The sequence below is a fragment of the Streptomyces sp. NPDC059875 genome, assembly GCF_042731085.1.
Taxonomy (GTDB): Bacteria; Actinomycetota; Actinomycetes; order Streptomycetales; family Streptomycetaceae; genus Streptomyces.
Genome location: NZ_JBHWJZ010000001.1, coordinates 136,831 through 161,819, shown reverse-complemented (window position 1 = coordinate 161,819; position 24,989 = coordinate 136,831). Strand labels below are relative to the sequence as shown.

At 69.0% G+C, this 24,989-nt stretch carries 19 protein-coding genes; 11 read left to right on the top strand and 8 right to left on the bottom strand.

The window, feature by feature from the left end; all coding sequences use genetic code 11:
* Window positions 1–42: 42 nt before the first annotated feature.
* Window positions 43–1,488 (top strand): GH1 family beta-glucosidase, encoded by a 1,446-nt coding sequence (locus ACFV9D_RS00610; RefSeq protein ID WP_385138667.1) that lies wholly within the window; start codon window positions 43–45, stop codon window positions 1,486–1,488.
* Window positions 1,489–1,633: 145 nt separating this feature from the next.
* Here the strand turns inward: ACFV9D_RS00610 and ACFV9D_RS00605 are convergent, their stop codons facing one another.
* The 4 genes from ACFV9D_RS00605 to ACFV9D_RS00590 all read right to left on the bottom strand — a co-directional run bounded on the left by ACFV9D_RS00605 (window position 1,634) and on the right by ACFV9D_RS00590 (window position 7,111).
* Complete coding sequence (locus ACFV9D_RS00605) at window positions 1,634–3,925, bottom strand: beta-glucosidase (protein ID WP_385139406.1); 2,292 nt, start codon at window positions 3,923–3,925, stop codon at window positions 1,634–1,636.
* Between the two features lie 95 nt (window positions 3,926–4,020).
* Complete coding sequence (locus tag ACFV9D_RS00600; protein WP_385138664.1) at window positions 4,021–4,839, bottom strand: carbohydrate ABC transporter permease; 819 nt, start codon at window positions 4,837–4,839, stop codon at window positions 4,021–4,023.
* Entirely contained in the window at window positions 4,839–5,786 is a 948-nt protein-coding gene (locus tag ACFV9D_RS00595) for a carbohydrate ABC transporter permease (protein ID WP_385138661.1), read from the bottom strand. The genes ACFV9D_RS00600 and ACFV9D_RS00595 overlap by 1 nt, the downstream gene beginning before the upstream one ends.
* A gap of 17 nt (window positions 5,787–5,803) precedes the next feature.
* On the bottom strand, window positions 5,804–7,111 hold the full coding sequence (locus ACFV9D_RS00590) for an ABC transporter substrate-binding protein (protein WP_385138658.1): 1,308 nt from the start codon (window positions 7,109–7,111) through the stop codon (window positions 5,804–5,806).
* A 152-nt stretch (window positions 7,112–7,263) separates the two neighbouring features.
* Here ACFV9D_RS00590 and ACFV9D_RS00585 point away from each other — a divergent pair, with 152 nt between their 5' ends.
* Entirely contained in the window at window positions 7,264–8,280 is a 1,017-nt protein-coding gene (locus tag ACFV9D_RS00585) for a LacI family DNA-binding transcriptional regulator (protein ID WP_385138655.1), read from the top strand.
* A gap of 116 nt (window positions 8,281–8,396) precedes the next feature.
* Here the strand turns inward: ACFV9D_RS00585 and ACFV9D_RS00580 are convergent, their stop codons facing one another.
* The 4 genes from ACFV9D_RS00580 to ACFV9D_RS00565 form a co-directional block, all read right to left on the bottom strand.
* Window positions 8,397–10,148, bottom strand: coding sequence for an ABC transporter permease subunit (locus ACFV9D_RS00580; RefSeq protein WP_385138652.1), 1,752 nt, complete (start codon window positions 10,146–10,148; stop codon window positions 8,397–8,399).
* A gap of 252 nt (window positions 10,149–10,400) precedes the next feature.
* Window positions 10,401–11,699, bottom strand: coding sequence for an RICIN domain-containing protein (locus ACFV9D_RS00575; protein ID WP_385138648.1), 1,299 nt, complete (start codon window positions 11,697–11,699; stop codon window positions 10,401–10,403).
* Window positions 11,700–11,792: 93 nt separating this feature from the next.
* Entirely contained in the window at window positions 11,793–13,235 is a 1,443-nt protein-coding gene (locus tag ACFV9D_RS00570; protein WP_385138645.1) for an endo-1,4-beta-xylanase, read from the bottom strand.
* A 514-nt stretch (window positions 13,236–13,749) separates the two neighbouring features.
* Entirely contained in the window at window positions 13,750–14,763 is a 1,014-nt protein-coding gene (locus ACFV9D_RS00565) for a LacI family DNA-binding transcriptional regulator (RefSeq protein ID WP_385138642.1), read from the bottom strand.
* 235 nt (window positions 14,764–14,998) lie between these two features.
* On the opposite strand from ACFV9D_RS00565, the gene ACFV9D_RS00560 reads away from it, so the two are divergent.
* From ACFV9D_RS00560 to ACFV9D_RS00520, 9 genes are all read left to right on the top strand, one after another.
* Window positions 14,999–16,291 (top strand): extracellular solute-binding protein, encoded by a 1,293-nt coding sequence (locus ACFV9D_RS00560; RefSeq protein ID WP_385138639.1) that lies wholly within the window; start codon window positions 14,999–15,001, stop codon window positions 16,289–16,291.
* 76 nt (window positions 16,292–16,367) lie between these two features.
* On the top strand, window positions 16,368–17,273 hold the full coding sequence (locus ACFV9D_RS00555) for a carbohydrate ABC transporter permease (protein ID WP_385139403.1): 906 nt from the start codon (window positions 16,368–16,370) through the stop codon (window positions 17,271–17,273).
* Complete coding sequence (locus tag ACFV9D_RS00550; RefSeq protein ID WP_385138636.1) at window positions 17,270–18,100, top strand: carbohydrate ABC transporter permease; 831 nt, start codon at window positions 17,270–17,272, stop codon at window positions 18,098–18,100. Before ACFV9D_RS00555 ends, ACFV9D_RS00550 begins: the two co-directional genes overlap by 4 nt.
* 93 nt (window positions 18,101–18,193) lie before the next feature.
* Window positions 18,194–19,513 carry a glycoside hydrolase gene (locus ACFV9D_RS00545; protein ID WP_385138633.1) on the top strand — a complete coding sequence of 440 codons (1,320 nt, stop codon included), beginning with the start codon at window positions 18,194–18,196 and terminating at the stop codon, window positions 19,511–19,513.
* 30 nt (window positions 19,514–19,543) lie between these two features.
* Window positions 19,544–20,584, top strand: a complete 1,041-nt coding sequence (locus tag ACFV9D_RS00540) for an endo-1,4-beta-xylanase (protein ID WP_385138630.1) — start codon at window positions 19,544–19,546, stop codon at window positions 20,582–20,584.
* Complete coding sequence (locus ACFV9D_RS00535; RefSeq protein WP_385138627.1) at window positions 20,581–21,627, top strand: Gfo/Idh/MocA family protein; 1,047 nt, start codon at window positions 20,581–20,583, stop codon at window positions 21,625–21,627. Before ACFV9D_RS00540 ends, ACFV9D_RS00535 begins: the two co-directional genes overlap by 4 nt.
* Window positions 21,624–22,484, top strand: a complete 861-nt coding sequence (locus ACFV9D_RS00530; protein ID WP_385138624.1) for a PmoA family protein — start codon at window positions 21,624–21,626, stop codon at window positions 22,482–22,484. The genes ACFV9D_RS00535 and ACFV9D_RS00530 overlap by 4 nt, the downstream gene beginning before the upstream one ends.
* Window positions 22,436–23,185: a cupin domain-containing protein gene (locus ACFV9D_RS00525; RefSeq protein WP_385138621.1), complete on the top strand. Its 750-nt coding sequence runs from the start codon at window positions 22,436–22,438 to the stop codon at window positions 23,183–23,185. The genes ACFV9D_RS00530 and ACFV9D_RS00525 overlap by 49 nt, the downstream gene beginning before the upstream one ends.
* On the top strand, window positions 23,185–24,654 hold the full coding sequence (locus ACFV9D_RS00520) for a non-reducing end alpha-L-arabinofuranosidase family hydrolase (protein ID WP_385138618.1): 1,470 nt from the start codon (window positions 23,185–23,187) through the stop codon (window positions 24,652–24,654). Before ACFV9D_RS00525 ends, ACFV9D_RS00520 begins: the two co-directional genes overlap by 1 nt.
* The last annotated feature ends 335 nt before the right edge of the window (window positions 24,655–24,989 follow it).

Genomic DNA, 24,989 nt, shown 5'->3' with positions numbered 1-24,989 from the left:
TCTCTCTAAGTCCCACATCTCCCGTCGAAGGAATGCTTCGCCATGCCCGCAACCCCCGTCACCACCCGCGTCCCCGCAGCCGTCGACCGACTGCAGTTCCCGCCCGGCTTCCTGTGGGGCGCGGCCACCGCCGCCTATCAGATCGAGGGCGCCGCCGCCGAGGACGGCCGCACCCCCTCCATCTGGGACACGTTCTCCCGCACCCCCGGCAAGGTCGCGAACGGCGACACCGGCGACATCGCCTGCGACCACTACCACCGCTACCGCACCGATGTCAGCCTGATGTCCCACCTCGGCCTCCAGGCCTACCGCTTCTCCTTGTCCTGGCCCCGCATCCAGCCGGGTGGCCGGGGTCCCGCCAACCCCGCCGGCCTCGACTTCTACCGCCGGCTCGTCGACGAACTTCTCGACGCCGGAATCCAGCCGGTGGCCACCCTCTACCACTGGGACCTCCCGCAGGCACTGGAGGAGACAGGCGGCTGGACGGTACGCGAGACCGCCGAACGCTTCGGCGAGTACGCGGCCCTGGCCGCAGACGCCCTCGGCGACCGGGTCGCGCTGTGGACCACCCTCAACGAACCCTGGTGCTCGGCCTTCCTCGGCTACGGCTCCGGCGTCCACGCCCCCGGCCGCACCGACCCCGCCCACGCGCTGCGCGCCGCCCACCACCTGAACCTCGCCCACGGCCGTGCTGCCGCCGCCCTGCGGGCGACCCTGCCTGCCCAAGCCCAGCTCGCGGTCTCTCTCAACCTGCATCAGGTCCGCCCGCTCACCACCGACCCCGCCGACCTCGACGCCGCCCGCCGCATCGATGCCGTGGGCAACCGCATCTTCACCGGGCCGATGCTCTCCGGCTTCTATCCGGCCGACCTCCTCGCCGACACCGCCCACATCGTCGACTGGAACACCCTCGTCAGGCCGGGCGACGAGGCCGCCATCGCCACCCCCATCGACCTCCTCGGCATCAACTACTACACTCCCGCCGTCGTCTCCGCTCCAAGCCCCGGAGGCGCCGCGGTCAACCACGCCCACGGCGAGAGCGACCACTCCCCGTGGCCCGGCTCCGAGGACGTCAACTTCCACCTCCCGCCCGGCGACACCACCGACATGGGCTGGAGCATCGACCCCACCGGCCTGTACGACCTCCTCATGGACACGTCCCGTGCCCACCCCGGCCTCGCCCTGGCGGTCACCGAGAACGGCGCGGCCTTCCCCGACCGCCCCACGGCAGACGGGGAGGTCCATGACCACGACCGGATCGACTACCTCCACCGGCACCTCGCCGCCGTCCACCAGGCCATCGCCGACGGTGCCGACGTACGCGGCTACTTCCTCTGGTCCCTGCTCGACAACTTCGAGTGGGCCTACGGATACGAGAAGCGCTTCGGAGCCGTCCACGTCGACTACGCCACCCAGCTGCGCACTCCGAAGGCGAGTGCCCGCTGGTACGCCGGGGCCATCGGCGCCAACTCGGTGCCGGCTCTCTGAGCTCCGGGCGGGTTTCGAAAGTTTCGCCTCCCTGCCGGACCATGGACACCGTGACGTGCTGCACGCCCCGACCGCACGCATGAGGCCGGCCCCGCTGCCCGAAAGGGCGGCGGGGCCGGCCGGGTACCACCCGTCCCTGGCGGAATCACTGGACGGCGTGCGGGAGGGCCTCGAAGTCGGCATGCAGGCGCCGGTGATGGTCCACCTGACGCACCGGACCGGACAGGGTCACCCGGGCGGTCAGCCGCGTATCCGTGCTGGAGGCGCTGAGCCTCAGTTCGAGCTCTCCCGGTTCGACGGTGCGCGTCCCCGTCCTGCCGGTGAACGACGCGAGGTCCGCGGGGACGACCGAGCGGATCCGCCTCCTCTCGCCGGGGGCGAGGCCGATGCGTAGGTACCCGATGAGTCTCTGTACGGGCTGGACCACGGACGCCACCGGGTCGTGCAGATAGAGCTGTACGAGTTCGGTGCCGGCGCGGTCGCCGGTGTTCGCCACGGTGAAAGCGAGCCGCACTTCGCCGTCCGTGGGGATCTCGGTGTCCTCCACGGCCAGGTCGCTCCAGTGGAAGGTGGTGTAGGTGAGGCCGTGTCCGAAGCCGAAGGCCGGACTCGGGTCGATGCTGGAGACCTCGCTGGTGTGGCCGAGGCGGGAGGCCAGGTAGGTCGACGGCTGGGCGCCGGGGTGGCGGGGCACGCTGACGGGCAGTCGGCCGCTCGGGTTCGTCCGTCCGCTGAGGACGGAGGCGATGGCGGCTGTTCCGGCCTCGCCGGGGAAGAACGACTGCAGGACGGCGGCGGACTCGTCGGCCGCACGGCCCAGGGCGTAGGGCCGGCCGGTCAGCAGGGTCGTCACGACCGGTGTTCCGGTGTCGAGGAGGGCGTCGAGCAGCTGCTGTTGCACTCCGGGAAGGACGAGGGACTCGGCGTCGCAGCCCTCGCCGCTGGTGCCCCGCCCGAAGAGCCCGGCGCGGTCACCGAGAGCCGCCACGACGACGTCGGCGCGGCGGGCGAGTGCGAGCGCCTCGGCGAAGCCCTCGGTCCCGGCGTCGTCGATGCCGGTTCCGTGCGCCACGAGGACATCGGCGGTGGGGAACTCCTCGACGAGGGCCTCGTGCAGGGTGGGCAGGTCGATGCCGAGAGGGGCGTCGGGGTGCTGTCCGCCGACGTGGACGGGGAAGGAGTAGCAGCCGAGGACGGCCGTGGGAGCCTCGGCATTGGGGCCGATCAGGGCGATCCGGCGGGGGGTGCGCGGGTCGAGCGGCAGGGTGCCGTCGTTGCGGAGCAGCACGACGGCCCGTTCGGCGATGCGGCCGGCCAGCCCGCGGTTGGCGGCCGTGTCCAGGTCGACAGTGCCCCGGAGGGAGTCGGGGGCGGCTGTGGTGTCGACCCCGCGCAGTGCCGGGGGTACCGGGCTCCATTCGGGGTCGAGGAGCCCGAGCCGGACCTTCTGGAGGAGGACTCGCCGTACGGCCCGATCCACGAGCGCCTCGGAGACGTTCTCTTGCCGGACCATGTCCAGGAGGGGCGCTCCGAAGGCCTTGACCGTGGGGAGCTCCACGTCGACGCCTGCGGTGAGGGCGGTACCGGCCGCGTCGCCGAACGTGCCGGCGACGCCGTGCAGGGTCTTCAGGAACGCGATGCCGAAGTAGTCGGCCACTACGGTTCCGGTGAAGCCCCAGGTGTCCCTCAGGAGTCCGGTGAGGAGCTGCTCGTCGGCGGCCGAGGGAATGCCGTCGGTGTCCGTGTAGGCATGCATCACCGACCGGACGCCGCTCTCCCGGACCGCCATCTCGAACGGCGGCAGGATCACGTCGGCCAGTTCCCTGGAGCCCATGCCGACCGGGGCGAGGTTGCGGCCCGCCCGGGAGGCGGAGTAGCCGGCGAAGTGCTTGAGCGTGGCGACGATCCCGGCGGACTGCAGCCCTTGGACGTAGGCGGTGGCGATCGTCCCGACGAGGTACGGGTCCTCGCCGATGGTCTCCTCGACGCGTCCCCAGCGCGCGTCGCGGACGACGTCGAGGACGGGGGCGAGCCCCTGGTGCACGCCGACCGCGCGCATGTCGTGGCCGATGGCCGCGGCCATCTCCCGTACGAGCTCCGGGTCGAAGGTGGCTCCCCACGAGAGCGGGACGGGATAGGCGGTGGCGCCCCAGGCCGCGAAGCCGGCGAGGCATTCCTCGTGCGCGACGGCCGGGATGCCGAAGCGGTTGGCGGCGGTGATCCGTTGCTGCGTCCGCATCAGCGAAAGGGCGCCGAGGGCGGGGTCGACGGGGACGGTTCCGAAGGGACGGGTGAGCTGGCCGAGACCGTCGGGCAGCAGGTCGTCGAGGTCGACCGGCTCCTCCATGTCGTGCTGGTGCGGCGCGACTTCGGCGCCTTCGTCGGAGGCGCCGACCCACACGCCGTACAGCTGGGCGGTCTTCTCCTTCAGGGTCATCTCGCGGATCAGTGCGTCGACTCGGGCTTCCGCGCTCAGTGCGGGGTCGCGCCAGGTGGGGTGCGGGGCTTGAGGCTGTGTGGCCACGTCGTCGGTCACTTTCCTCCGACTCCCATCAGACCCTGGACCAGGGCACGACGGGCGAACAGATAGACGAGCAGGATGGGGAGCATGGAGAGGACGACGGCCGCGAGGAGACCGGGGATGTCGACGCCGTGTTCCGTCTGGAAGTCGTACAGGCCCATCGTGATGACCTTGTTCTCCGAGGACTGGGTGAGGACGAGGGGGAACAGGAAGCCGTTCCAGGCCTGGAGCGAGGAGAACACGACGATCGTGGACAGACCGCTCTTCGACAGGGGCAGCACCAGCTGGACGAAGATCCTCCAGGGCGTGGCCCCGTCGACGGTCATGGCCTCGTACAGCTCGGGCGTGATGTCCCGCATGACGCCGGAGAGGATCAGGGCGCAGACGGGCATGGCGAAGGCGGCGGTCGGCAGGATGACGCCGAGGAGGTTGTCGTAGAGCCCTGCCTCGTTGATGAGGTAGAAGATCGGGACGATCACGGCCTGGGACGGGATGGCCAGGCCGAGCAGGAAGAGGCGGAAGATCCGGCTGGTGGCCTTGCCGTCGCTTCGGACGATGGCGTATGCCAGGGGCGGCACGAGGAGCAGGACGATGCCGACCACGCAGACCGTGACGATCAGCGTGTTGAGGAAGTACTGAGCGAAGCCGTCGCCGAGGTCGTTGACGTAGTTGTCGAGGGTGAAGTGTTCGGGGAGGGCGAGGGGGCCGTTCGCCGCGTAGTCCGTACGGGACTGGAAGGTGGCGACCAGCATGACGTACAGCGGCAGGCCGACCACGAACAGCCAGATCAGCGAGCCGAAACCGGCCAGGTAGTTGGGGCGGGCCCTCATCACACGCCCTCCATGGTGCTGCGCATCTTGTCGTAGCCGGTCAGGCGCACCATGACCAGGGAGACGAGGGTGGCGACGAGGACGAGGAGCAGCGCGATCGCGGAGGCCGCTCCGAAGTCGAAGCTCTTGAAGGCCTTCTGGTACATGTAGTAGGCGCTGTTCGTGGTGTCGGTGCCGGGTCCGCCCTGGGTGAGGATCAGGACGGTGTCAAAGGTCGTGAGTCCGCCGACCACCATCAGGATCATCGAGGTCACGATGGAGTTGCGCAGCTGCGGCAGCGTGATGTGGAAGAACTGGCGGACCGTGCCCGCGCCGTCGATCTGGGCGGCCTGGTAGAGGACGTGGGGGATGGCCCGCGCGGCGCCCTGGTAGATCAGGGTGTGCAGGGGTGTGAACTGCCAGGTGCTGACGAAGACGAGGACTCCGACGGCGCCGGCCTGCATGCCGAAGAGGTTGCCGTCGCCGAAGAGCCACTTCGCCTGAGCGGGGACACCGAAGTTGGGGTCGAGCACGGCGCGCCACAGGACGGAGACGGCGGTGATGGAGAGCAGGAGCGGGACGAAGTAGATGGCGGAGAGGACGGCCCGGTTGCGCTGCGGGCCGGCGGCCCAGACGCCGAGCAGGATGCTGATCGGTGTCTGGACGACGACGCCGAGGACGGTCAGCAGCAGGCTCAGCCAGAGGCTCTTCATCATCACGGGGTCGTCGAGCAGTCGGGTCCAGTTGTCCAGGCCCGCGAACTCCGGGGAGCCGAGGCCGTTCCAGCGGGTGAAGGACAGTACGACGACCAGGAAGAGCGGCACGATGGCGAACAGGCCGAAGAAGACGGCGGCGGGCGCCGCCCAGGCGAATCCCGGGCGGCCCACACCGGTCGCGGGGCGGCTGGGCCGCGCGGGGCGGCCGGCCTTCTCGGCGCTCTCCGCGGCGGGGGCTGTGGCAGTGGTCATGTCAGGCGTTCCGGGGGTCAGGCCGCGGGCAGGCTCTGCATGGCGGCGACGAAGGCGTCGGGGCTCATCTGTCCGTTGAAGAACTGCTGGACGGCCTGGTGGATGGTGGTGGTGGCGGCGGGCGGGTAGGCCTGGTCCCAGGAGAGCTGGAAGGCCGGGGCCTTCTTCACCAGGTCGTACTGGTACTTCGAGTAGGCCGGGCTGGCGGAGCCGTCCAGGAACTGGGGGGTGTTGGTGGTGGTGGGCAGGTTGCCGATGCCGAGCTGGCTCTTGACGAACTCGTCCGAGTACATGAGCTTCAGGAACTCGGCCACGGCCTCGGGATGCTCGGTGTTCTTCAGGACCGAGTAGAAGTTGTTGGTGTTGCCGGCCAGGTTGGCCGGGTCGCCCTTGCCGCCCTCGACGGTCGGGAAGGCGCCGTAGCCGAGGTCGTTCTTCACGAAGTCCGGGTAGGCGTCCTGGAGGGTGGAGTACTCCCAGGAGCCCATGAGTTCGAAGGCGGCCTTTCCGGTGGCCAGCAGGGCGGGGGAGCCGCCGTCGGTGAACTTGACCGAGTCGTAGTTGGTGCCGAAGGCGCCGGCGTCGATCAGCTCCTTGAGCATGCCGAGGGCCCTCTTGCTGTCGGGACTCGCCCAGACGCTCTTGTCTCCGGCCACGGCCTTCTGGAAGAGGTCGGGGCCGGCCACCCGGTCGTAGATGTACTGGAACCACATCTGGGTGGGCCACTTGTCGCCGCCGCCGAGCGCGATGGGGGTGACGCCCTTGGCCTTGAGCGCCTTGACGGCGGCCAGGAGCTCGTCCCAGGTGCGCGGGGCGTTGACACCGGCCTCCGTCAGCACCTTCTTGTTGTTGAACAGAAGGACGGGCTGGGTGCCGCGCATGGGTATGCCGTAGGGCTTGCCGTCGACGACCGCGGTGTTGAAGACCGACGGCAGGAAGTTGGACTTCAGGCCCGGGTCCTTGGCGATGAAGTCGTCGAGCGGCATGAGCAGGCCGGCGTCGACGTAGGGCTTGATGCTGCCCCCGCCCCAGTTGAAGAACACGTCCGGCGCCTGCTTGCCGCTGATGATCGTCTGCAGCTTGGACTGGTAGTCGGCACCGGGGATGGTGTCGAGGACCGCCTTGACCTTCGAGGTCTTGTTGAAGGTGTCGACCAGCTGCTTCTCCACCTTGTTGGCGGCATCGCCGTACACCAGGACATGGATCTTGTCCGAGTCGCCGTCGGCGGAGTCCCCCGAGCCGCCGCAGGCCGCCAGGGACAGGGTCATGGCCAGTGACGCCCCGCCGACCACAGCGGTTCTCAAGAGCCGTATGTGCCGCTTCATCGCCTCACCCTTTCGAAAGAGTTTCGCTGTGAAGTTCGAAACTTCACGCTGCCGGACGCTAAGGCGGCTGCGACGAAGGGGTCAACCCTCCGGCGGAGAGTTATCAAAGCGTGACTATGTCGACGCGCAGAGCTGTGCTTTATGCTGCTCAGATGCGAGACGGCGAGGAGAACAGGCGAATCAGGCTGGCGGAAGTGGCGCAGCAGGCCGGTGTATCGCTTTCGACAGTTTCGAAAGTTCTCAACGGCCGGCAGGACGTGTCACCGGCCACGCGTGGCAAGGTGGAGCGGCTTCTCGAGGCGCACTCGTACCGCCGGACCACCCGCGTCGCCCGGGAGGCGCCCCTCATCGAACTCGTCTTCCACGAGCTCGACAGCGTGTGGTCGATGGAGCTGATCCGAGGGGTGGAGAACCTCGCCAAGGCCCACCAGGCGAGTGTGGTGCTCACCGAGAGCGGCACCCGGCATGCACCTGCGCCGGACTGGATCGAAGGAGTGCTGCAACGCCGGCCGATCGGCGTGGTCCTGGTGTTCTCCTCCCTCCCCGACGCCGTCAAGCGCCAGCTCGACGCGCGGTCGATCCCCTTCGTGATCGTCGACCCGGCGGGCGACCCCGAACCGGACGTGCCGTCCGTCGGCTCCGCGAACTGGTCCGGCGGCGTCGCCGCGACCCGTCACCTGATCGACCTCGGTCACCGCCGCATCGGCATCGTCACCGGCCCCGAGGACATGCTGTGTTCCCTGGCCCGGCTCGACGGCTACCGGTCCGCCCTGAACATGGCCGGCCTGGAGCACGACGCCTCCCTCGTCCGGTTCGGCGACTTCCACGTCGAAGGGGGATACGCGCGGGCGATGGAGCTGCTGCAGAGGCCGGACCGGCCCACGGCCATCTTCGCCGGAAGTGACCTGCAGGCGCTCGGCGTCATGGAGGCGGCCCGGGTGTGCGGGCTGCGCGTGCCCGAGGACCTGTCCGTCGTCGGGTACGACGACGTGATGATCGCGCGTTGGTCGAGCCCCCCGCTCACCACGATCCACCAGCCGCTGCGCGAGATGGGCGAGGAAGCGGTACAGATGCTGCTCCGCCTGCGTGCAGGGGAGCCCTCGGTGACGCGCATGGAGCTCGCGACAAGCCTCGTCGTCAGAAAGAGCACCGCCCCGCCGTCGGCGTAGTCGGCGATTGCCGGGACGCGATCCGCGGGATCGACGTCGTGAACCGCCATGCCGGACGGCTGAGTACGCCGAGGTTCGGCGGCCGGGTGGCGCGCTCGGCCACGGGACGGATCGGCTCAGACGCGGCTGACAGGTCCGCGCCGCCGCCCGCCCTGCGGGGCCGTGGCCATGGCCGTGACGGCGAGGACGGAGAGCAGAATCAGCGCGCAGGCCGGGGCCAGCACCGTCCAGGGGGCGAGTTCGGCGTAGGGCTGGTTCTCGGAGAGGAGCCGTCCCCATTCCGGGGTGGGGGGCTGTTCGCCGAGGCCGAGGAAGCCGAGGGAGGCCAGGACCAGGACGGCGGTGGGCAGGCGTAGCAGGCCATTGCGCAGAAGGGGTCCGGTGATGGCGGGGAGGAGGTGGCGGCGGAGGAGATGGAGCCGTCCGGCGCCGAGGGAGAGGTCGGCGGCGATGTGGCCGCTCGCCCTCTCCTGTTCGAACAGGGCGGCGGTCTGGGCTGCGTACGGGCTCCAGCCCACCATGCACACGGCGAGCGCCGCGCCCCACACGGACGGGCCGGTGGCCGCCGTGACGAGGAGTCCGGCAAGGACGGCGGGCATGGTCGCGACGACGTCGGTCAGGCCCGTGCTGAAGCGCGGGACGAGGCCGAGCAGGAGGCCGGTCAGCGCGCTGAGCGCGGTCACGGCGAGTGCGACGGTCGCTGTGCGCACGGCACCGTGGCCCAGCCACGCCAGCAGGTCGCGGCCGAGGGAGTCGGTGCCGAGCGGATGGGCGGGGGAGGGCGGAAGCAGGCGGGCGGCCGTGTCGACGTAGAGGGGGTCGCGCAGCAACCCGGCCACCACGAGCGTGAGGAGAGCCAGGGCGCAGCCGGTGGCGACGAGGCGTCGGCCCCGGCCCGCCGGTAGTTCTGCTCGTGGCAGGGCCGGCAGGGCGCCGTCGCGCAGGGGCCCGCCGAGGAGAGCGCGGCGCAGGGCCTGGACGAGGGGGCCGGCGGTGGTGCCGAGTAGGACGAGGGCGAGTGTCGCGGTCTGCAGCGGAGGCAGGTCCTGGGCGATGGCGGCGTCGAGGGCGAGGCGGCCGAGGCCGGGGATGTCGAAGACGCGTTCCACGGCGACGGCGCCGCCGACGAGGGCCACGACGGTGGGCAGCAGCTGGGGCAGTACGCCGGGCAGGGCGCGGCGCAGCGCGTGCCGGGCGGTGTGTCCGGGCGGGAATCCGACGGCGTGCCAGGTCCAGGCCCACGGTTCGTGGAAGGCGGCGGGCAGGGCCTGGTCGAGCAGACCGCCGATCACCGCTCCGGAGGGCACGCCGAGCGCGAGGGCGGGCAGCACCATCGACGCCGGTCCCTCCCAGCCGCCGGATGGCAACCAGCCCAGCCACACCCCACACACCAGGGAGAGGAGGGAGGCGAGCAGGAACTTGGGGAGTGCGGCCACGACCGCGGCGGAGGCACCCGTACGCTCGCGGCGCAACCGTCGCCGTGCTCCGAGGTGCACGGTGCGGGTAGCGAGGAGGGCGGTCACGAGCAGGGTGACGAGGAGAGCGCCCAGCATCAGCGTGACGGAGACGCCGAGTGCCGCCGTCACCTGGGGCAGGACGGGTTCTCCGGACACCCACGAGGTGCCCGCCTCGCCGCGTGGCAGCCCGCCGAGCCAGTCGGCGAGGTGCGCGAAGGGGCCTTCGTCGAGGCCGAGTTCGGCGCGTACGGCGGCGAGGTCGGCGGGCGCGGGGTCCTGCTCGGCGGAGCGGGCGCGCAGGACGGTCAGGGCGGGGTCGGTCCGGGACAGCCAGGGCAGCAGGGCCACGACGGTCAGGAGCGCGGCGCCGGCTGCCCCGCGGCCGGTGCCCGCCCGCCACCCGGGCGGCACTGATCCTGCTCATTGGCCTCGCTCTCGTACGGGCCCACGGGAGCGGTCATGAGGCTGTGGTCGCGCCGGTCCTTGGGACGATGCCTCCAGCGCCTCGCAGGTGACGCAGTTCGCCGGCGCCGCGGCCAGGTCACCGTGCGACTCGGGCAGATGCGCTCCTGTTGGAAGGAGCTCCTCCGTCCTTCGGCCTGAGGCAGACGACGACGAAGTGGAGCCAGGATCATCCTGGCTCCACTCCATGGTGCGGGCGTGTCACTGGAACTGTGCGAAGAACCTCCAGATCTCTCCCTTGGTCCAGGTTGCGACGCCGCTCTCGTCGGGGGAGCCGTCGACCGGACCGGGCAGGTGGCCTCCGTCGAACGCGGCCCATTGGACCGGGTACCCGGCACGGCAGCCCGAGTAGGTGGTGGTGACGTGCGTCCGGCTGCCCGGGGCCGGCTCGCGCGGGCTCTGGGGAGTACAGCCGTTGTTGCTGACGAACTTGTCACGCAGGGACCGTCCTTGCGCGATGCTGAGGACGGAGTCGCCGATGCCGTGGATTCCGAAGTAGGCGATGGGCTGGGTGCCGCCGCTGCACCCGCTGATCTGGGCGCCGGAGATGACCGCGACAGCCCTGAAGGTGTTCGCCCGGGCGCATGCGAGTGCGTAGCTCATACCGCCGCCCCAGCTGAATCCCGTGGCGAAACGCTGTGCCGGGTTGACGCAGAGTCCGCCCTCGATGCGCCGGATCATGTCGTCGACGAAGGTGACGTCCTCACCGCCCGAGTTGGCCCAGCCGTTGCCGAGGCCCTGGGGGGCGACGAGGATCGCGCTGTTCTTGGACTGTTCCTGCTGGCCGTAGTAGGACCAGGCGTTCCCGCTCGTTCCGCCCGAGGCGACTTCGCCGGCGGTTCCGCCCCTCCAGTGGAACGCGAAGATCAGCCGGTAGGGATGGGTGTTGTTGTAGTTGTCGGGAACCCTGAGGATGAAGCCGCGGCTCTTACCGCTGCTCTGAATCGTGTGCGTACCGCTCGCCAGGGTCGGGGCGCTGCCGCATCCGCCGCCACCGGACGGCAGCTTGACCATCTGCCATTGCTGATTGGCGCCGCCCCAGTCGGTGTACTGGACGACGCTGCCGCCGTCGGCGGTGGAGCCGCCCTGCACCTCGACGGCCTTGCCGCTGTTGCGGTTGATCAACCTGACGTGGCCCGCGTCGGAGTCGGCCAGGCGGAACTGCTGGTTGGTTCCGTTGCCGTCGGCCCACTGCGCGATCGCGGCACCGTCGGCGGTCGAGGCGCCGGCCACGTCGAGGACCTTGCCCGAATGCCGGGCCTTGAGCCGGTAGAACCCGCCGCCGGAGTCCACGAACTGCCACTGCTGGTTGGCTCCGTCGCTGCGCGTCCACTGGTTGACCCGCGCGCCGTCGGCGGTGGACACGCCAGAGACGTCCAGCGCCTTGCCACTGTTGCGATTGACCAGGACGTACCAGGCATTGGTGTCCACGGTCGCCGCCTCGGCGGGCGTCGGCTTCACCGCGACGAGCATGCCGAGCGCAAGGGTCGCCGCCACCACGGCAGCTAACCGGGACCACCAGCGATGTCTTTGTGGATGGGCGGGGGAAGCCGCACCGTAGGTCTTCATCGGTTCACCTTTCGCTGTGGCAGGTCAGGTGCGGGTCCAGCGTTGGTTGCTGCCGTTCCAGCAGGAGTAGAGCTGGATCAGGGTGCCGTTGGCGGTGCCGTTGGCGGCGGCGTCAAGACAGAGGCCGGACTGGACGCCGACGATGGATCCGTCGGAGTTGAGGCGCCATTTCTGGTTGTCGCCACCCCAGCAGCTGTAGATCTGGACCTTGGCGCCGTTGCCGGTGCCGGCGGCGTCCAGGCACTTGTCGCCGTAGACCCGGAGCTCACCTTCGGCGGTGTGGGTCCACTGCTGGTTGGTGCGGTTGTTGCAGTCCCACAGGTTGAGCTGGGTGCCGTCGGTGGTGCTGGCACCGGGCACGTCCAGGCAGCGGTTCGAAGCGACGCCCTTGATCTGTCCGGAACCGGGCGTGGGGGGCGGATTGGGGTTGGGGGAGGCGGCGTTGAGTGCGTTGAGAACGGAGGTGTAGGCGGGCTTCTTGCTGCCGTCGCCGTTGAACAGCAGCGGCGAGTGCTCCGGTCGCCAGGAGTCGGTGTCGCGCACCCCCCAGACGGTGATGCCGAGGCAGCGCGGGACCGCCAGGCAGTCGTTGGTCACGTTGGCGTAGGTCGTGCCCGAGGCGCCCTGGATGTCGAGTTCGGTGACAGCCACATCGACGCCGAGGGCGGCGAAGCTCTGCAGGGTGGTGCGGAAGTTGCTGTTGTACGGGCTGTCGCTGTTGAAGTGCGACTGGAAGCCGACGCAGTCGATCGGCACGCCGCGCTGCTTGAAGTCTCGGACCATGGCGTACATGGCCTGGGTCTTGGCCCAGGTCCAGTTCTCGACGTTGTAGTCGTTGTAGCAGAGCTTGGCGGCCGGGTCGGCGGCGCGCGCGGTGCGGAAGGCGACCTCGATCCAGTCGTTGCCGGAGCGCTGCAGGTTGGAGTCGCGCCGGGCTCCCGAACTGCCGTCGGCGAAAGCCTCGTTCACGACGTCCCACTGGACGATCTTGCCCTTGTAGTGGGCCATCACGCCGTTGATGTGGTTGATCATCGCCTGGCGCAGCGCGCTGCCGCTGAGGCTCTGCATCCAGCCGGGCTGCTGGGAGTGCCAGGCCAGGGTGTGGCCGCGTACCTGCTTGCCGTTCTGCACCGCCCAGTTGTAGACGCGGTCACCGGCGGCGAAGTTGAACTGGCCCTGCTGGGGTTCGGTGGCGTCGATCTTCATCTCGTTCTCGGCCGTCACCGAGTTGAACTCGCGGCTCGCGATCGTCGTGTACGCCGAGTCGCTGAGCCTGCCCGAGGCGATGGCGGTGCCGAAGTAGCGGCCGCTCTGTGCCGCCGCGCTGCCGAGTGTGCTCTCGGCGGCTTGTGAGGTCTGCGGCGCCACCAGCACGGCGGCCGAACCGAGGACGCCGACGATCAGAGCCGCACAGACGCTGCCGATCTTCCGGCGGACGGTGGACGGTGGAATGGTACTTGAGCGCATGAATGAGCCTCCAGGATGGAAATCACGGAAGGATTTGAGCGCGGCAGAATGAACTGCGTGAACGACGCCCTTGTCCCTTTGATAAAGGGCACGCATCACCAGGGCGTAACGATTTCAAGGCGGGTGCCCGGGAATTCGGACAGGGGGCGTCACCGCCTTGTGACTCAGTGTGGAAACCCTGCAGAAACATGTCAAGAGTTTCGAAAAAATTTCGGGATTCTTTCCCCTGGAGCAGCTCCCGTAGCGGCTTCCGGCAGTATCAAGGTGTGCCGAAAATCTTTCGATGAGGAGGCCCCTGACCGGCCCGTGTTGACATCCTCGATGGTCCATTGCATTCGCATTCGGACAAGCAGAGAGGAATCCGGGTCAGGCGCGGATGTCAGAGCCGATAAATGGGCGCTGGATGTGAATGGCGGCTCCTGAGGAGAGATCCCGCCATAAGCGAGCATTTAGTCCGGTTCGCATCTCCGGGACGCCGATATCCGGCGCCCCGGAGGCCGGTCGATGGGCTCTCCTAAGGACGGGGCGGGGCCGTGGAGAGCCGGACCTTGAGTTCGGTCGAGAGTTCCATCCGAGGGCTGACCAAGGGCTGGTCCTCCAGAAGCTGGAACAGCGTGCGGGCGGCGAGCCGGCCCATCTCCTCCAGCGGCTGGCGCACCGTCGTCAGCGGCGGTGACAGCCATTCGCACATCGGCAGGTCGTCGAAGCCGACCACGCTGAGGTCCCGCGGGATGCTCAGTCCGCCCTGCCGGGCGGCTTCGTAGACGCCCATCGCCTGCTGGTCGCTACCGGCGAAGATGGCGGTCGGTGGCTCGGGGAGGGCGAGTAGTTCCCGGGCGCCCTGGAACCCGCCCTCGTGCTGGAAGTCGCCGAACCGGATCAGGTCGCGGTCGACCTCGATCCCGGCCCGCTCCAGCGCGGTCCGGTACCCGTCGATGCGGGCCTGGCTGCAGAGCATCTCCTTGCGCCCGCCGATCGTGGCGATCCGGCGGTGCCCCAGCTCCAGCAGGTGCTCGGTGGCGGCGAGGCCACCCGCCCAGTTGGTCGCGCCGATGCTCGGCACACCGTTGCCAGGCAGATCGATCGGGTCGATGACGACCAGCGCCACCCCGGCCCGTTCGACCTGGGCGCGCTGGGCGTGGGTGACCGAGGTGGTGACGAGGATGACACCGTCGCTGTGGTGCAGGACCGGCAGTGTGGCCCAGCTCGACGGCGTGGCCTCGCCCGGCGGGACGAGCGACACGACGGTGCCGACGCTCCGCCGGGCGCACTCGGCCTCGACGCCGCGCAGTATCTCCACCGCCCACGCGCTGTCCAGACCGCCGATGATCAGGTCGACGAGGCCCGATCTGCGGGCCCTGCCCTGCCGGCCGGGCGGGAGGTAGTTGTGAGATCGCAGCAGGCCCTCGATCCGTTCGCGTGTCGAAGGTGCGACATCGGAGCGGCCGTTGATCACCTTGGACACGGTGGCCTGGGAGACCCCTGCCTCCGCGGCGATGACGGCCAGGGTCGGACGCTGCTCGCTCAACTTCTCTCCTCTGCGCGCGGACGCCTTCAGCTGGCGACAGGTATCGCAAACTTTCGAAGAGTTTCTGGTCGGCGCGACTGCTTGTCAAGCCCGAGAACAGTCGCTGCTTCTAGATAAGTTGGCGACAGGTCTTGACCGAGGAGCCCCGCGTTTCTAGTTTGTGGCAGCACAGAATTCGAGAGTATTTCGAAACATTTTCGGGCGCGAAACCGGCATTCCCCACTCCGGAGGTCCCATGGCCAGCACCCCCCTGAGCCGACGAAGCTTCCTGGCGCTCTCGGGCTTGACCGCACTGTCCGTCTCCATGGCCGCGGCCTGCGGCGTCGACGACTCCGGCGGCAAGCCGGCGGCCGACGGCAAGGTGACGTTCGAGTGGTGGAACATCGCCACGACGGAACCGGGCAAGTCCCTCTTCCCGCAGATCTCCTCGGCGTTCACGTCCGCTCACCCGAACATCACGATCAGGACGACCTCGTTGGAGAACGAGGCGTTCAAGTCGAAGCTGACCGCGACCACTTCCTCGGGCAAGCTCCCCGACGTCTTCCAGACCTGGGGCGGCGGCGTGCTGCAGCAGCAGGTCGACGCGGGGCTGGTCGAGGACCTCACCGACGTGTTCGGCTGGTCGTCCGACCTCATCCCGGTCTCGCTGCAGGCCTATCAGTTCGGGGGCCGGACCTACGGGGTGCCCTACGACGTCGGCATGGTCGGCTTCTGGTACAACAAGAAGCTCTTCGCCAAGGCCGGGATCACCGCTCCGCCGGCCACCTGGGCCGAGCTCCTCGAAGACGTCAGGAAGCTCAAGACGGCGGGCATCACTCCGATCGCCCTCGCGGGCAAGGAGAAATGGCCAGGCCACTACTACTGGGCCTACCTCGCGATGCGCGTCGCGGGCCTCCCCGCGCTGCAACAGGCCGCGACCACCAAGGACTTCACCGCCGCCGGCTTCGTGCAGGCGGGCACCCACCTCAAGGAGCTGGTCGACCTCCAGCCGTTCCAGACAGCCTTCCTCGGGGCCGGCTACGCCACCCCCGGCGGCCAGGCCGCGACCATGGGCAACGGCAAGGCCGCCATGGAACTGATGGGGCAGTGGGGACCGTCGGTGCAGAAGGACGCGGGCGCCGACCTCGGAGCGGACCTGGGCTTCTTCCCCTTCCCGACGGTCGACGGCGGTGTCGGCCAGGTCACCGAGGTGTTCGGCGGTGGCGGCGGCTTCGCTCTGCGCAAGGGCGCCCCGAAGGAGGCGTTGGACTTCCTGAAGTTCCTCGTTCTGGAGAACGAGTCCAAGCTGCTGGCCTCCAACGGCTATCTGCCGGTGGTCAAGGGTGCGGAGCGCCAGCTCACCGACGCCAACCGGAAGGTGGTGGCCGACAGCCTGGTCAAGGCGACGGGCTTCCAGCTCTTCCTCGACCAGGCCTACCCGCCGGCGGTCGGCCAGGAGGTCAACGACAGCGTCGCCGACCTCATCGCGGGCAGGAAGACGCCCGAGCAGGTCACCAGGTCGATCACGGAGGCTGCGAAGGGTGCCTAGCTCCGCATCCACCCTGGCCGAGGAGCGAACGGAGGACGTCGTGCCGTTGCGCCCGCCCACCCCGGCCCGGTCGCTCCTGCGCGGGTGGGGAAGCTGGGCGTCGGTCGCCTGGTTCCTCGTCCCGGCTCTGGTCCTCTTCCTCGTCTTCGTCCTTGCTCCGATCGTCGTCGCCGTCTACACCGGCTTCTTCAAGTGGGGCGGAGTCGGCCCCATGGACGACTTCGTCGGCTTCGCGAACTACACCAAGCTGTTCGACGATGAGGTCTTCCTCGGTGATCTGGGGCGCGGGCTGTACCTGATCGTCCTGTCGATCACGGTGCAGTTGCCGTTCGCGCTGTTCACCGCGGTCCTGCTCAACCAGAGGCTGCGCGGCCGGGCCGTCTACCGGATGCTGTTCTTCGCGCCGTACATCCTGTCCGAGGTGGTCACGGCGGTCCTCTTCACGATGATCTTCCTTCCCGGCGACGGCATGGCCGACCATCTCGTCGGCGTCCTCGGCCTGGAGGGGCTGCAGGGCACGTGGCTCGCCGATCCCTCGACGGTCATGCCCACCCTGTTCGTGGTCATGATCTGGAAGTACTTCGGCTTCCACATGATGCTCTTCCTCGCCGGGCTGCAGAGCATCCCGGGCGAGATCCTCGAAGCCGCCTCCATCGACGGCGCCGGCGCCTGGCAGCGCTTCCGGCACGTGACGCTGCCGCTGCTCGGCCCGACGATCCGGATCAGCGTCTTCCTTTCGATCATCGGGTCCATCCAGCTCTTCGACCTCGTCTGGGTCATGACGGCGGGCGGGCCCAACCACTCCTCCGAGACGATGGCGATCTCGATGTTCCAGTTCGGGTTCAAGCGGTACCAGGTCGGCTACGCCAGTGCGATCAGCGTGGTGCTGTTCATGATCAGTCTGGTTTTCTCCCTCTTCTACCAGCGTTACGTGCTCCGCCGTGACCTGAGCGGGGCCGTCACCTCGGGAGGCGATCGATGAACGCCCGCAGGACGGCACGCGGCCTGTCGCTGCACGCGGTGGTCTGGCTGATCGGCGCGTTCGTCGTCGTACCGCTGATCTACGCGGTGATCTCCGGGTTCAAGAGCACCGGCGAGCTGACGACCAACCCGTTCGGGCTGCCGGAGCAGTGGAAGACCGGCAACTACACCGGCATCCTCGGCGACGGAATGTTCTGGCGGCAGATCGCCAACAGCGCGGGCATCGCGATCGGCACGACGTGCTGCACGGTGGCGGCGGCCGCGATGGCGGCCTTCGTGCTGGCCCGCTACGCCTTCCGGGGCAAGGAGTTGTTCTACACGCTGTTCACGATCGGGTTGATGTTCCCGTTCGCGGTGGCCGTCCTGCCGCTGTTCCTCATGCTGCGCAACTTCGACCTGCTCGACAACCCGCTCGGGGTGATCCTCCCGCAGGCGGCCTTCGGGCTTCCCATGACGATCATCATCCTTCGCGGCTTCTTCCGGACCATCCCGGCGGAGATCGAGGAGGCGGCCATCGTGGACGGCTGCGGCAAGTTCCGCTTCTTCTGGAAGATCCTGCTGCCGATGGCGCGTCCGGCGCTCGGCACGGTCTCGGTGCTGGCGATCGTCGCGAGCTGGAACAACTTCTTCCTGCCGCTGCTGGTGTTCAACGACCCGAAATGGCAGACGATCCCGGTCGGCGTCCAGCAGTTCCAGGGCCAGTACTCGACCGACTACGCGCTCGTCCTCGCCTACATCGTGCTCGCGATGGTCCCCGCCCTCGCCTTCTACGCCGTCGCCGAGCGGCAGCTGATCGGCGGCCTCACCGCGGGCGCCACCAAGGGCTGACCCCTTCTGCGCGACCTCCATCCCCGAGGAGACATGGTGAAACGCCTGACCGCACTGACATTGGCACTGATGTTCGCGTTATCGTCACAGGCCGTGGCCGACCCCGCTCCATCCGACATCGACTTCCGCGCGGAACTCCAGCCCATCGACGGATTCGGCTTCTCGATGGCCTTCCAGCGGGCCGACCTGCTGCACGGCGCGCGCGGTCTCAGCCCGGCCAAGCAGCGCGAGGTGCTCGACCTGCTGCTCAGCAAGGAGAAGGGCGCCGGCCTTTCCATCCTGCGCCTGGGCATCGGGTCGTCGACCGACAGGGTCTACGACCACATGCCGACGATCCTGCCGGCCGATCCCGGCGGGCCGGACGCCACGCCGAAGTACGTCTGGGACGGCTGGGACGGCGGCCAGGTCTGGCTCGCCAAGGAGGCCAAGGCCTACGGCGTCAAACGGTTCTTCGCCGACGCCTGGAGCGCCCCGGCCTTCATGAAGACCAACGGCAGCGAGAACGACGGCGGCGAGCTGCTGCCCGAATGGCGCCAGGCCTACGCCAACTACCTCGTCCAGTACGCGAAGTTCTACCGTCAGGAAGGCATCAGGATCACCGACCTGGGGTTCACCAACGAACCCGACTGGACGGCGACCTACGCCTCGATGCGGTTCACCCCGCAGCAGGCCGTCGACTTCCTCAAGGTGCTCGGCCCGACCGTTCGCGCATCAGGATTGAACACCGGGGTGGTCTGCTGCGACGCCGCGGGCTGGGACCGGCAGGTCGCCTTCACCGAGGCCATCGAGGCGGACCCCGCGGCCGACAAGGCCGTGCGGACCATCACCGGCCACCGCTACAGCGGTCCGACCGAGGTCCCGCAGCCGACCGACAAGCGTGTGTGGATGTCGGAGTGGTCGCCGGACGGCTCCACCTGGAACGAGAACTGGGACGACGGCAGTGGCTACGACGGTCTCACCGTCGCGGCCGACATCCAGAACACCCTGACCGTCGGCAACGCCAATGCCTACGTCTACTGGACCGGCGCGTCCCTCGGTGCGACCCGAGGGCTCATCCAGCTCGCCAACCCCGGTGACGGCTACCGGGTGTCCAAGCGGTACTGGGCGCTGGCCGCCTTCAGCCGGTTCATCCGCCCCGGCGCCGTCCGCGTACCCGTCATGTACGCCGACCCGGCCCTGAAGATCACGGCCTTCCGTAACACCGACGGCAGCCGCGTGATCGAGATCCTCAACACCGCGACCACCGAAAGCTCCGCCGAGTTCTCTCTCCGCGGCGGACACGACCGGCACCCCGAGGGCTACGTCACCGACGAGACCCGCTCGCTCACCCCGGCCGACATCGTCTCCACACACGGCACGACCCTCACAGCGACGCTCGCCCCGCGCGCCCTGACCACGATCGTCCTCGACTGAACCGCCCAGCACCCGAGGAGTGTGTTTGGCATGCCTCTATCCCGGAATCTCGCCGCCCTGTCCGCCGCCATCTGCCTCGCGGCCGGCCTCGCCGCCGCGCCCGCAGCCGCCGAGCCCCGTCCCAGGACGCTCGGCGAACTGGCCAAGAAGCACCACAAGTACTTCGGCTCCGCAACCGACAACCCCGAGTTCACCGACGCCTCCTATCTGAAGCTCCTCGGCAGCGAATTCGGGCAGACCACCCCCGGCAACGCCATGAAGTGGTACGCCACCGAACCCGAGCGCGGCGTCTTCGACTTCACCGCCGGCGACGAGGTGGTGGCCTTCGCCAAGGCCCACCATCAGAAGGTCCGCGGCCACACCCTCATCTGGCACAACCAGCTCCCCGCCTGGCTCACCGAGGGGACCTGGACCGCCGACGAGCTGCGCGGCATCCTCAAGAACCACATACAGACGGTGGTCCGGCACTACAAGGGCCAGGTGATCCACTGGGACGTCGTCAACGAGGCCTTCAACGAGGACGGCACCTACCGCGAGACGCTCTTCTACAAGACGCTCGGCCCCGGCTACATCGCCGACGCCCTGCGCTGGGCCCACGAGGTCGACCGGCACGCCAAGCTGTACCTCAACGACTACAACGTCGACTGGATCGGCCCGAAGAGCGACGCCTACTACACCCTGATCAAGCAGTTGAAGGCCGACGGCGTCCCGGTGGAGGGCTTCGGTATCCAGGGCCATCTGGCGCTCCAGTACGGCTTCCCCGCCGACGTCCAGCAGAACATACAGCGCTTCGCCGACCTCGGGGTCGAGGTCGCGATCACCGAGCTCGACATCCGCATGACCCTCCCCGCGACCCCGGAGAAGCTCGCCACTCAGGCCACGTGGTACGCCGACTACGTCAAGGCCTGCCTGGCGGTCAGGAAGTGCGTCGGCATCACCATCTGGGACTACACGGACAAGTACTCGTGGATCCCCTCCGTCTTCCCCGGTGAGGGCGCGGCGCTGCCCTACGACGAGAACCTGCTGCCCAAGCCCGCCTATCACTCGATCAAGGAGGTGCTGGGCGGATGATACGAACGGCGATCGTCGGAACGGGCGGGATCGCGGGCATCTGCCACGTTCCCGCCCTCCGCGCGCAGGCGCACCGGGCCGAGATCGTGGCAGCCGTCGACGTGGACGCCGCGCGCGCCGAGGCGTTCGCGGCCGAACACGGCATTCCCGCGGTGTACACCGACGTCCACACGATGCTCCAGGAGCAGAGGCCGGACCTCGTGCACCTGTGCACGCCGCCGTTCCTGCACGCCGACCAGGCGGTGGCCTGCCTGGAGTCGGGGGCGTGGGTGTGGTGCGAGAAGCCGGTGGCGCTGTCGCTGGCCGAGCTCGACCGGATCAGTGCCGCCGAGGGGCCCGCCGTCGCGGGTGCGGTGTTCCAGCACAGGCACGGTTCGGGGGCCCGGTACCTGCGCGACCGGATCGCGGCCGGGACGCTGGGCCGTCCGCTGGTCGCGCAGTGCGTCACGGCGTGGTACCGCGACGACGCCTACTACGACGTGCCCTGGCGCGGCACCTGGGAGAGCGAGGGAGGTGGCCCGACGCTGGGCCACGGCATCCACCAGATGGACCTGATGCTCGCGGTGCTCGGCGAATGGGCCGAGGTGCGCGCGATGGCCGGCCGCCTCGAGCGCGATGTCCAGACCGAGGACGTGTCCGCGGCCCTGGTCCGGTTCGAGAACGGAGCCATCGCGACGGTCGTCAACAGCGTCCTTTCCCCACGCGAGGAGAGCTACCTGCGGTTCGATCTCACCGACGCCACGGTCGAGCTCCGGCATCTGTACGGCTACTCCAACGCGGACTGGACGTTCACCGCCGGGTCGTCCGGCGTGAAGTGGGAGCCGCCGGACGACGTGCCCAGCTCGCACACCGCCCAGCTCGCGGACTTCCTGGACGGCTACGACGCGGGGATCCGGCCCGACCTCGGCAGGCCCACGATGGAACTGGTGACCGCCTTGTACAAGGCCGCGATCACCGGCCTGCCGGTCCGGCGCGGAGAGATCGACGCCGCCGACCCGTTCTACGACTCACTCAACGGGGGCCGCCCGGAGGTGTTCCGATGACGTTCGAACTCCTCGAGAACGAGGACTCGCTGATCGTCCGAGCTCGCGACGTCGACCTCTTCCGGTACGTGCACCGGCCGGTCATGGACCCCTTCGAGGCGCCGAAGCCCTACCTGCATCCGGTGCGCACGCTCGCCGGCGACGTTGTCACCGGGTACCGGCCGCACGACCACCGCTGGCACAAGGGCGTCCAGATCACGGCGTCATGGGTGTCGGGGCAGAACTTCTGGGGCGGCGGCACCTACCTGCGCGGCCAGGGCTACGTGGACCTGCCGAACCTCGGCACGATGCGCAGCCGCACCGTGTCCGCCGAGACGGGCCACGACCGCGCCGTGATCACCGAGGACCTGGCCTGGCACACGATGGCAGGGGAGCACTGGATCGACGAGCGCCGCACGCTGACCGCACGCGACGTCGAGGCCGACTCCTGGACCCTGGACGTCACCACCGCGCTGACCAACGTCCTCGACACCCCTCTGATGTTCGGCAGCCCCGGCACACAGGGCAGAGAGCTCGCCGGATACTCCGGCCTGTTCTGGCGCGGCCCGCGCGACTTCACCGGCGGCGACGTGATCGGCCCCGCGATGGGCGAGGAGGGCGACTGGCTGGCCTTCATCGGCACGCACGACGAGGTCGACCGCTCCTCCACGCTCCTCTTCCTGGACGATCCGGACGCTCCCTGCCACTGGTTCGTCCGCAGTGAGCCCATCCCCGCCGTCAACCCGTCCCTGGCGTTCGACAAGGAACTGCCGCTGGCCCCGGGCGACACCCTGTCGCGCCGCTACCGGATCGTCGTGGCCGACGGCGCATGGACCCCCGGGCGCCTGACCCGCCATGTCGCGGAACACCCGTGGTGACCCCGCTCCCCGGCGGCGTGGGGATCTCCGGGTTGACCGTGTACGACTGGGAGGCCGCCGACGGGCTGTGCGGCGGCACACCCCACATGCACCTCGTCTGCTCCGAAGCCTACGTCGTCGTCGGCGGCGCGGGCAGCGTCCAGACCCTCACCACCTCCGGCTTCGCCGACACCCCGCTGCACCCCGGCGACGTCGTCTGGTTCACCCCCGGCACCATCCACCGCCTCGTCAACGCCGGCGGTCTGCGCCTCGTGGTGCTCATGCAGAACAGCGGACTCCCCGAGGCAGGCGACGCCGTCTTCACCTTCCCCGCTCCTGTGCTGACCGATCCCCACGCCTACCGGGCGGCGGCCGCCCTGACCGGCGACCAGGCCGCGGCAGCGCGCCGCCGCCGCGACCTGGCACTCGAGGGTTTCCTGGCCTTGCGCGAAGGCGGGCTGCGGGAGTTCCACATCGCAGCCCACCGCCTGAAAAGGGAGCTCCTGGACGCCTGGAGGATCCGCTGGCGTGACGGCCCCCTGGCCGCAGCCGTCACCACCGGCCGTCAGCTGGAACGGCTGAAGGCCGGAGACCTCTCTCACCTCGGCCACGGTGAAGTGTCACGACTGGAGCGCCCGGAGCACCAACTCTTCGGCATGTGCGGCCGCCTTCACACCTATCCCGTCCCTCCTCACCCCCACCCCCCGAAGGAGCTCTTCTGATGTGGTCTCGCCATCCCTCCTCGGTCCACCTGAAACGCCTGCTCGCCGTCCTCGCGCCCTTACTGCTCCTGGCCACGTTCTTCAGTGCCCAGCCCGCCGGCGCGGCGACGACCATCGACACCAACGCCTCGTACGTGCTGGTCAACCGCAACAGCGGCAAGGCCCTGGACGTCTACAACCTGGCGACCAACGACGGCGCCCGCATCACCCAGTGGTCCAGGAACGATCAGAACCAGCAGCAGTGGCAGTTCGTCGACTCCGGAGGCGGTTACTACCGCCTCAAGTCCCGCCACTCCGGCAAGGTGCTGGACGTCCAGAGCGCGTCCACCGCCAACGGCGGCTCGATCGTCCAGTGGGCCGACCTGAACGGCACCAACCAGCAGTGGCGGCTGGCCGACAGCTCGGACGGCTACGTGAGGCTCATCGCGCGCCACAGCAACAAGGCCCTCGAAGTACAAGGCGCCTCCACCGCCGACAACGCGAACATCGTCCAGTACGACGACTGGGGCGGCGGCAACCAGCAGTGGCAGCTCGTCAAGGTCGGCGGCGGCAACCCCGGCACGTGTGCTCTTCCGTCGACGTACCGCTGGACATCAACGGGCGCGCTGGCGCAGCCCAAGCCGGGCTGGGCCTCGCTCAAGGACTTCACCGTCGTCCCCTACAACGGCAGGCAGCTCGTCTACGCGACGACGCACGACACGGGGACGAGGTGGGGTTCGATGAACTTCGGCCTGTTCACCAACTGGTCGGATATGGGCACGGCCGGCCAGAACGCGATGTCGAATTCCACCGTCGCGCCCACGCTCTTCTACTTCGCCCCGAAGAACATCTGGGTGCTCGCCTATCAGTGGGGTGGGACGGCCTTCTCCTACCGGACATCGAGCGACCCCACCAACCCGAACGGCTGGTCGGCGGAGCAGGTGCTCTTCTCCGGAAGCATCACCGGCTCCGGAACAGGACCCATCGACCAGACGCTCATCGGTGACGGGACGAACATGTACCTGTTCTTCGCCGGTGACAACGGCAAGATCTACCGGGCCAGCATGCCGATCGGGAACTTCCCGGGCACTTTCGGCGCCAACTCGACAGTCATCATGAGCGACACGACGAACAACCTGTTCGAAGCCCCGCAGGTCTACAAGCTCCAGGGCCAGGACCGCTACCTCATGATCGTCGAGGCGATCGGCTCGCAGGGCCGGTACTTCCGCTCGTTCACGGCCACCAGTCTGAACGGCTCATGGACACCCCAGGCCGCGACCGAAAGCAACCCCTTCGCGGGCAAGGCCAACAGCGGCGCCACCTGGACCAACGACATCAGCCATGGCGAACTGATCCGCACCAGCCCCGATCAGACCATGACCGTCGACCCGTGCAATCTGCAGTTGCTCTACCAGGGACGCAGCCCCAACTCAGGCGGCGACTACGGTCTCCTGCCCTACCGACCGGGTCTGCTGACGCTGCAGCGCTGACGGCATGACACAGGTGCGGCTCCGGTCCGGAGCCGACACGGCGGGCTCGGCGGAAGGCCGAGCCCGCCACGCCCACGCGAGAACGTCGGCGCGGGCCAGAGCATCGAGGCCCTCTTCCGCTTCTACGCCAAAGGTGCCGACGTCATCGCCGATCCGTACGTCGTAGGCAGTGCTCGTCGACCAGTTCCACAAGCGTTCGAAATGTGTGTCGGGGAGGTTCTCTCGTTGATTGGTTGTAGCCCCAGAGGTCGGCGCCGGTCGCCCGCCGTACCGTGCCCGAGCCGCCCGCGATCACCATGGGCCGGCCGGCGGTGCTCGTGGTGCGAGGGATGAGC

Bases quoted from the DNA above. Each gene is read 5' to 3' on its own strand.
- ACFV9D_RS00525 (WP_385138621.1), top strand. From the start codon at position 22,436: ATGGACCCCCGGGCGCCTGACCCGCCATGTCGCGGAACACCCGTGGTG.
- ACFV9D_RS00610 (WP_385138667.1), top strand. From the start codon at position 43: ATGCCCGCAACCCCCGTCACCACCCGCGTCCCCGCAGCCGTCGACCGA.
- ACFV9D_RS00520 (WP_385138618.1), top strand. From the start codon at position 23,185: ATGTGGTCTCGCCATCCCTCCTCGGTCCACCTGAAACGCCTGCTCGCC.
- ACFV9D_RS00570 (WP_385138645.1), bottom strand. From the start codon at position 13,235: ATGCGCTCAAGTACCATTCCACCGTCCACCGTCCGCCGGAAGATCGGC.
- ACFV9D_RS00595 (WP_385138661.1), bottom strand. From the start codon at position 5,786: ATGACCACTGCCACAGCCCCCGCCGCGGAGAGCGCCGAGAAGGCCGGC.
- ACFV9D_RS00560 (WP_385138639.1), top strand. From the start codon at position 14,999: ATGGCCAGCACCCCCCTGAGCCGACGAAGCTTCCTGGCGCTCTCGGGC.
- ACFV9D_RS00600 (WP_385138664.1), bottom strand. From the start codon at position 4,839: ATGAGGGCCCGCCCCAACTACCTGGCCGGTTTCGGCTCGCTGATCTGG.
- ACFV9D_RS00540 (WP_385138630.1), top strand. From the start codon at position 19,544: ATGCCTCTATCCCGGAATCTCGCCGCCCTGTCCGCCGCCATCTGCCTC.
- ACFV9D_RS00605 (WP_385139406.1), bottom strand. From the start codon at position 3,925: ATGACCCTGAAGGAGAAGACCGCCCAGCTGTACGGCGTGTGGGTCGGC.
- ACFV9D_RS00530 (WP_385138624.1), top strand. From the start codon at position 21,624: ATGACGTTCGAACTCCTCGAGAACGAGGACTCGCTGATCGTCCGAGCT.
- ACFV9D_RS00585 (WP_385138655.1), top strand. From the start codon at position 7,264: ATGCGAGACGGCGAGGAGAACAGGCGAATCAGGCTGGCGGAAGTGGCG.
- ACFV9D_RS00590 (WP_385138658.1), bottom strand. From the start codon at position 7,111: ATGAAGCGGCACATACGGCTCTTGAGAACCGCTGTGGTCGGCGGGGCG.
- ACFV9D_RS00535 (WP_385138627.1), top strand. From the start codon at position 20,581: ATGATACGAACGGCGATCGTCGGAACGGGCGGGATCGCGGGCATCTGC.
- ACFV9D_RS00550 (WP_385138636.1), top strand. From the start codon at position 17,270: ATGAACGCCCGCAGGACGGCACGCGGCCTGTCGCTGCACGCGGTGGTC.